General features: G+C 43.9%; 8 protein-coding genes. 2 read left to right on the plus strand and 6 right to left on the minus strand.

The window, feature by feature from the left end; genetic code table 11:
• A partial coding sequence (locus tag VK541_RS03905) for a deoxyhypusine synthase family protein (protein ID WP_324367120.1) occupies positions 1-636 on the minus strand: 636 nt, incomplete at its 3' end.
• Positions 637-949: 313 nt separating this feature from the next.
• Here VK541_RS03905 and VK541_RS03910 point away from each other — a divergent pair.
• Positions 950-2,080, plus strand: a complete 1,131-nt coding sequence (locus tag VK541_RS03910; RefSeq protein WP_324367122.1) for a polymerase — start codon at positions 950-952, stop codon at positions 2,078-2,080.
• 5 nt (positions 2,081-2,085) lie between these two features.
• Here the strand turns inward: VK541_RS03910 and VK541_RS03915 are convergent, their stop codons facing one another.
• The 3 genes from VK541_RS03915 to VK541_RS03925 all read right to left on the minus strand — a co-directional run bounded on the left by VK541_RS03915 (position 2,086) and on the right by VK541_RS03925 (position 5,239).
• Entirely contained in the window at positions 2,086-3,933 is a 1,848-nt protein-coding gene (locus VK541_RS03915) for a M56 family metallopeptidase (RefSeq protein WP_324367124.1), read from the minus strand.
• 1 nt (position 3,934) lies between these two features.
• On the minus strand, positions 3,935-4,300 hold the full coding sequence (locus tag VK541_RS03920; protein ID WP_324367126.1) for a BlaI/MecI/CopY family transcriptional regulator: 366 nt from the start codon (positions 4,298-4,300) through the stop codon (positions 3,935-3,937).
• Positions 4,301-4,438: 138 nt separating this feature from the next.
• Entirely contained in the window at positions 4,439-5,239 is an 801-nt protein-coding gene (locus VK541_RS03925) for an O-methyltransferase (protein WP_324367128.1), read from the minus strand.
• A 38-nt stretch (positions 5,240-5,277) separates the two neighbouring features.
• On the opposite strand from VK541_RS03925, the gene VK541_RS03930 reads away from it, so the two are divergent.
• On the plus strand, positions 5,278-6,147 hold the full coding sequence (locus VK541_RS03930) for a transglutaminase-like domain-containing protein (RefSeq protein WP_324367130.1): 870 nt from the start codon (positions 5,278-5,280) through the stop codon (positions 6,145-6,147).
• Here the strand turns inward: VK541_RS03930 and VK541_RS03935 are convergent.
• Together VK541_RS03935 and VK541_RS03940 are read right to left on the minus strand one after the other, a co-directional pair.
• Positions 6,142-7,062, minus strand: a complete 921-nt coding sequence (locus VK541_RS03935) for an alpha/beta hydrolase (RefSeq protein ID WP_324367131.1) — start codon at positions 7,060-7,062, stop codon at positions 6,142-6,144. The genes VK541_RS03930 and VK541_RS03935 overlap by 6 nt on opposite strands.
• Positions 7,062-7,346: peptide chain release factor-like protein (locus tag VK541_RS03940; protein ID WP_324367133.1), on the minus strand; the 285-nt coding region annotated here is incomplete at its 5' end. The genes VK541_RS03940 and VK541_RS03935, both read right to left, overlap by 1 nt.

Consider the following 7,346-nt stretch of genomic DNA (forward strand, 5'->3'; position numbering starts at 1 on the left):
AGTTGTGGCTTTTATTTCAGATTTCATTACATAAGAAGCAAAGATGTTACCCATAGTTGAATCTTCCCAGCCCGGTACCACGATCGGCAGGTTCTTTTCTGCTGCTGCCAGCATCCATGAATTTTTAGGATCTATCTCATAGTATTGTCCCAGGTCCCCGCTCAACAGCATTTTGTACATAAATTCATGCGGAAAATAACGCTCACCGGCATTATCCGCATCTTTCCAAATCTTATGAATGTGCTTTTGCAATCTTCTGAAAGCCTCTTCCTCAGGAATACAGGTATCCGTAACACGGTTATAATGGTTTTCCAGCAGGTCCCACTCGTCCTGAGGGCTCAAATCCCTGTAATTGGGTACTCTTTTATAGTGCGAGTGCGCAACAAGGTTCATAATATCTTCTTCCAGGTTCGCTCCTGTACAGGAAATGATGGCAACCTTATCCTGGCGGATCATTTCAGCCAGAGAAATACCCAGCTCCGCTGTACTCATTGCACCAGCAAGGGTAATCATCATCTTACCGCCTTCATCCAAATGCGTTTCATACCCCTTGGCTGCATCCATCATTGCTGCTGCATTAAAATGGAGATAATTACGCTCCATAAACTGAGATATTGGTCCTCTTGTTGTACTCATTTTGATCTAAATTTTTTGTTGCCGCAAAAATAGCATAAATTTATAAAACAGGGGCTTCCTCATAAGCGCCTTTTAAATTCCTAAGGTCAGGCTTTGATAAAACAAGAATTCAACTATATCTTAATAAGATAATAATTATATCAACGACCCTGTTATCACCCTGTTAAGACCCTGTTATTACCTTGTCAGGATATAGTTATTCTGCACCAGTTATACACTCCTTTCACTGGCTATACTAAAGGCGGTGTCAATTAGTGGCCTCAAAATTGCCCTGCAGACTTCCAGAATAAAAACTTTATACTATTTTAGGCAAATGAAGAGAATTTCGCTTTGCACAGTGATGGTCATGATAGCTGCAAACGTATCAGCACAAAAAAAATTTATTGAACGTTATTTATCCGATAAAACAGATTCCTCACGACGGGCCAGCTTTATGCCTGTGCCTGTTTTCCGCTACAGCCAGGAGATTGGTGTTGAATTTGGCCTTGGGGCACTTTTTTCTACCTATCTGGACCGAAAGGACCTGAGCAACCGCAGCTCTAATTTTTCAGCAGTATTGTCGGGCTCTACAAAGGGACAGTACAACATTTCTCTAAAAAGCGACATCTGGACCAAAGGAAATACACACCATTATATAGGCGAGGTAAGGTTCAAACGGATGCCCTTTGATTTTTACGGGCTGGGCAACAACACTGCCGAAGCAGATAAGGACAGGCTGGTCCAGGGCTATGTTAAAATAGCATTTGAAGCCGAGAAAAAGCTGCTCCCTCATATGTATACCGGTGTGTCCGCAGGCTTTGAGAATTACCATTATACAGACAAGGAAGCAGGCGGAATTTACACCACAGACCAGACACTCATCCATAAGATCGGCGGATCGGTAGTTTATGCCGGGCTTTCGCAAAGTTACGATACAAGGAATTCCAACAATTACACCACAAAGGGTTTCATGGGCCGCCTTACTTATCAGTATGCCCCGGATTTCTTCGGGGGCGAAAACTTCAGCGGAAGTCTGATCCGGGCCAATGTGCGCAGCTTCTGGTCATTGTCACCAAAGTTTGTACTCGGTGTAAATGCATTGTTCCACAGCGTGCAGGGCAGGAACACGCCTTTTTATCTCTTACCCCAAATGGGAAATGACGAAATGATGCGGGGATATTATACCGGCCGCTATCGCGACAGGAACTTACTTGCAGGGCAAACAGAACTGCGTTACCGGTACAACAACCGGTTTGGCGTGGTTGCCTTTGCAGGAGCGGGACAGGTATTTGACAACGGCGATCTGGGCATTAAAAGTTTCAAGCCTTCTTATGGCGCAGGCGGCAGGTATTTCTTTGATCCGGAAAAAGGCTTGAGCGTAAGGGTGGATTATGGTATCGGTGAAAAGCGTGCAAATGAAAAACGCCAGACCGGTTTTTACATCAGTCTGGCGGAGGCGTTTTAACCTGGTTAAAATCCTTTGATTTCCTGAAGTACCTCATAGGTACCGGCTCTTAAATTTAATCTGACAAAAGGAACACCGTTAACTTTTTCTTTCCCTTCCATTGTAAAACTTGCATTTTTTGCCAGCACGGTATGTTCGATTGAGCTATATCGAGCCATATCTGCTTTGAGATTAAACTTATCGTTATAGATTTCGACATCGCCAAAAAGCGTTACGGATTTCAGATTTTTACTAAATGAGGTGGAATCTCTCGCCGAATAGGTGATCTCTTTTTCTCCCGCAACACTATCCTTGGGTTTACGGATCTCAATCATTGAACCATATCCCTTACCATACTTAGCTTTTATTTCTTCGCTTGATTCTGTAAAACTGCTGAAACTCATGCTCCGGTTGATGAGCTGATCATTGGTTAAAGCTTTAAATTTCCGTTCGGAATATTGCTCGCCTTCGTAAATGAGTAAAAGCTTTTTCCCTTTGTCGAGGCTTACTCCTCCGCCAGCGCCACCCCTGGTTGTGATCTCGATGTAGTCATAACGGCTGCCATCCTGATTTTTCTGGGCATACCGAATATAAGACTTACCTAAGGCCCGGGCTTTGTCGCGGACGATGGCATTTTCCCGGTCTATTTTAGTGGCGGGTTCGATCTTATTGTTTTCGGTGACGATCTCGATCTTACCTCCTCTATAACTGACAGATTTCATGCAGCTTGGACTAATCCTGGTCAGGATGTCGATACCATAAGATTTACCATCGATGAGCACTTCAGCGTATCTATTGATATTACGGGAACTGAGCATCCATAAAGTATCAGGCGGAGCGGTCGGGACAGCGGGCTTTTGGATTTCTATTTCTTTGTCTGCTGCTTCTAAATGAATTTCTTCTGCCCGAAAAGGCTTGACTTGTGTTCGAACAGGTGCTGATGTTTGTTTTTGTGCCCGGGCAGGAAAACTTGCATAGACGACTTCTACGGCAAATGTCCAGATAAGGGCCAGTCCAATGGGAAGCGCTGCGAGATACATTAACTTTCTCCTGTTTTTTGATGGATTGGCGAACAGCATTTTAATCCTTCCTTTCAGCGGATTCCGGACAAAGCTGTGTGCCAGATAAGGATTATTCTTTCTTACCGCCATTGCCAATAATACGTTGGCATAGGGCGTATTGCCTGCCGTCACAGAAGTTTCTTTGTCAGCTTCATATTCATGCACCTGTTCCAGTGCTTTGTCATACAGATAGATCAGGGGATTGAACCATAAAAACGCTTTCAGGGCAGACATGAAGAGCTTGTCAAGGGAGTGATACCTGGAAACATGCACCTGCTCATGCTGCAGGATCAGGGTCATTTCTTCCTCACCTAATTCCTGTTGGTTTACAAACACATAATTCAAAAAGGAGCAATTGGTAAAGCCTTCGGATTTAAACACCACTTTTAACCGGCCGACTTTCTGGTTTACATGCCTGGTATGCTTCAGTAATTGCAGGATCTGGAAAGCTGCTGCTGCCAGCATAATGATGACGACAAACCAGTAGCAGATAAAAAGCAATTCTTGCCAGTTAATGGCGACGGTATCTTCAACAGCCTTTGGAACGGGCCCCGGATTAGCCGCAACAGGATTTTGGAGGTCTGTAAAGGTATTGGCATATACAGTAGTCTCTTTTTTGACCTGACTGCTGTAGCTTGCCGGTCGTTCGAGCTTCAGTTGTAAAGCCGGAATAATAAAACTGATGACCAGCGTGCTGAGCAGATAGATCCTGTTCACGCTAAAAAAAGTAAGCCTCTGCAGACAGAAATGATAAAATGTATAAAATAAGCCCAGGCAGGCACTTACTTTAAGCAGGTAGATCAGCCATTCCATATTATTTCTTGTTTTTGTTGATGAGCGATTGCAATTCTTCTATATCGGTTTGGCTGAGCGCCTGTTCTTTTACCATAAAAGAGAGCAGGCTTGCAGGGGAGTTGTCAAAGTAGCCGGAAAACAATTTAGAAAAAGTTGTTCGGGTATAATCTTCCTTGCTGATCGCCGGAAAATATTCGTAGGTTTTGCCGTATGCTTTATAATGGAGATAGCCTTTTTTTTCTAAAAGCCTGACGATAGAGGAGATGGTATTGTAAGGGGGCTTGGGTTCTTCCTCCATTTCTCCGATAATGTCTTTTACAAATGCTTTCTGCAGTTTCCAGATGATCTGCATGATCCGCTCTTCTGCCTTGGTTAATTCTTCCATAACCTAAAGCTATAACTTATATTTCAGTTTTACAACTGTAAAATCAGTTATAAAACTTATTATGCAGTTTATTTGGCTAAGTAACTGATAATGAGTGGTAATATTTTTAAATATAAAAAGAACTCATAGAAGGAGATTTCAATATTTGATCTTGAAATGCGCTTTGACCTGACCCTTACGGAAATAGACCAGCCCTATCCAAAACAAATCTATGGTTACGGTGACCTGGGGATGCGCCTTGATCTCCTCCCAGGCTTCTTTCATTCCTTTACTCCAGTAAATGTCATCAAAGATCAAAAGAGAACCTTCATGCACTTTAGGAAGGCACCATTTGAAGTAATCCAATGTCGCTTCTTTCCTATGGTTACCGTCTATGTATACGAAATCGAGCTGGTCTGCCTGATCAATTACTTTTGGAAAAAGCAAATCGAAATTCCCTACCTGCAGTTCAGTATTTTGCAGACCGAGATCCTCAAAGTTCCGGGCAGCGACCTTCGCCGTTTCAGGACAGCCTTCTATGGTAATGATCTTCGCTTCCGGGCGGGCCTTGGATAAATAGGCCGTAGTAATGCCCAGACAAGTGCCCAGCTCGACAATACTTTTTGGCTGGCTGTCTTTTGCAAGGCGGTAGATGAGCTGGGCAAGACCGGGCTTTTTTAATGCGTTCTTTGCAATCTGGCTGACCCGTTTGGTCCTGTTCTTATTGAGCTGGGAACCGGCGCCCAGATCTGTAACTGTAATCACTGAATCGTCATTGAAAAGTTTTTTTCGCTGCTCCTCTATGCTTTTATAGTCGTTTTTGGACTTAAAATCGTAAATTACTTCATCCGTTAGTTTGTATACAAATGGCGAATGGGTGCCATGCCTGCTTTTTGCGGTTAGGCGATGCTTCAGATAATCACTGATAAAATTAAAAACCATAGCCGCAAAAATAGACATTCAGATTGTTATGTTTCACGGAAAACGTTAAGAAATAGGTGGAAAATAGTAAAGAAATAAGTGCCCTGGTAAAACTGCTGGACGATCCGGATCAGGAAATCTATCAGCATGTAGAAGAGCGTCTGCTGGCGTATGGAAATGAGGTAATCGACTTTTTGGAAAATGTCTGGGAACACTCTCTGGATTCCTTACTTCAGCAGCGCATTGAGAACATCGTCCACAAGATCCAGTTTACCAATGTAAAGGAAGACCTGAACCTGTGGTACCAGAGCGGCGCTTTTGATTTGCTGCAGGGGGCATTGGTGATCAACCGCTACCAGTATCCTGATCTCAATGAAGAGAAGATCATTCTCCAGATGGAAGAGATCAAGCGCGAGATTTGGCTGGGCCTTCAGTACGAAATGAGTTCTGTTGAAAAGATAAAGCTAATCAACCATGTCTTTTATAACGTTTACGGCTTTGGCGGCAATACAAAAAACCATCATGACCCGCAAAACTCCTACATCAACCAGGTGCTGGAAAGTAAAAAAGGCAATCAGATCTCACTTGCAATTATTTATTCTACATTGGCCCAGAAGCTGGACATTCCTGTTTACGGTGTAAACCTTCCTCAACATTTTATATTGGGTTATATTGACGAAAGTAAACGGGAAGAACAGGAATTCGGAGTATTATTTTACATCAATGCCTTCAACAGGGGTGCCATTTTTGGAAAGCACGATGTAGACCAGTTTCTCCGTCAGCTCAACCTTGATCCGCTGCCGGGTTTTTACGCCCCATGCAGTAATGTGGAGATCATCAGAAGAGTGATCCGGAACCTGATATCCGCTTATGAGAACCTCGGCTCCAAAGATAAGGTGGAGGAGCTCAAAGAATTGCAGGATATCCTGATCAATACCGACCTATAACCATTTATTGGCTGTCATCCAATTCTTCAGTCTTTCAAACCAATCGTCTTTTGTGGTCTTGTTGTTCAGTCCAAAACCATGGCCTCCGCCCTGATAAAGGTGCATCTCTGCCTTTACTTTATTTTTGACAAGGGCCTGATTAAAAAGGATACTGTTTTCAACAGGAACACCCCCATCATCATTGGCATGCACCAGGAAGGTAGGCGGAGTATTCGCATTTACATGTTTCTCACTAGAAAAATATTCCCTTTGCGCGGCTGTCCCGTTTTTGCCGATGAGGTTAACTGCTGATCCCTGATGGGCGAATGCCCCAAAGGAGATCACCGGATAGATCAGTATTGAAAAATCAGGGCGCAAGCTCAGTTTCTCCTCATTCCTGATCTTTACGTCTTCATAGTGTACCGTAAGCGTTGAAGCCAGATGTCCTCCTGCAGAGAAACCCATAATGCCGATTTTTGACGGAATGATGTCCCATTTGGCGGCATTTTTTCTAACCAGGTAAATGGCTTGTTCTGCATCCATCATCGGCCCGATTGATTTATCTTCCATAATGGCGTCGCTGGGCAGGCGGTATTTCAGCACAAATGCTGCCACACCAATTTCGTTAAACTTTCTGGCTACATTGAAGCCTTCATGATCTATCGCAAGAATCCCATAGCCTCCACCCGGACAAATGATCACAGCTGCGCCGGTAGCTTTTTCTTTGGCCGGCAAAAAAACACTTAGCGTCGGAACAGATACTTTAGCGGTCCTGGTGATGCCATCCGCGCCTACCGGGGACACCTCTTTATAATCAGCAGGGGTGGTTTTCGATCCGGGAATCTTCCCTTCGTAAAGATTTACAATTTCCTGGGCCATCAGGCCACTTGCAGCTGTTGTCACCATGAGCACTGCGATAAAATACTTTTTCATCATTAGAATTCCATTAAATATGCTTTCAAAAAATCGTTGATGTCCCCATCCAGTACGGCCTGGGGGTTTGAGGTCTGGTAATTGGTCCGGTGATCTTTGACCCTCCTGTCGTCCAGCACGTAACTTCTGATCTGGGAGCCCCATTCTATCTTTTTCTTATTGCCTTCCACCAATGCTGTAGCCTCCATTCGCTTGCGCATTTCGGCTTCGTAAAGCTGGGATTTCAGTAAACGGATGGCATTCTCTTTGTTCTGCAGCTGCGATCTCGATTCCTGATTTTTGATGAC

This window comes from Pedobacter sp. (assembly GCF_035317785.1).
Classification (GTDB): Bacteria; Bacteroidota; Bacteroidia; order Sphingobacteriales; family Sphingobacteriaceae; genus Pedobacter.

What these genes read in the sequence shown, in the direction of transcription:
- VK541_RS03910 (WP_324367122.1), top strand. Translation starts at nt 950, where the DNA reads ATGAAGAGAATTTCGCTTTGCACAGTGATGGTCATGATAGCTGCAAAC.
- VK541_RS03915 (WP_324367124.1), bottom strand. Translation starts at nt 3,933, where the DNA reads ATGGAATGGCTGATCTACCTGCTTAAAGTAAGTGCCTGCCTGGGCTTA.
- VK541_RS03920 (WP_324367126.1), bottom strand. Translation starts at nt 4,300, where the DNA reads ATGGAAGAATTAACCAAGGCAGAAGAGCGGATCATGCAGATCATCTGG.
- VK541_RS03925 (WP_324367128.1), bottom strand. Translation starts at nt 5,239, where the DNA reads ATGTCTATTTTTGCGGCTATGGTTTTTAATTTTATCAGTGATTATCTG.
- VK541_RS03935 (WP_324367131.1), bottom strand. Translation starts at nt 7,062, where the DNA reads ATGATGAAAAAGTATTTTATCGCAGTGCTCATGGTGACAACAGCTGCA.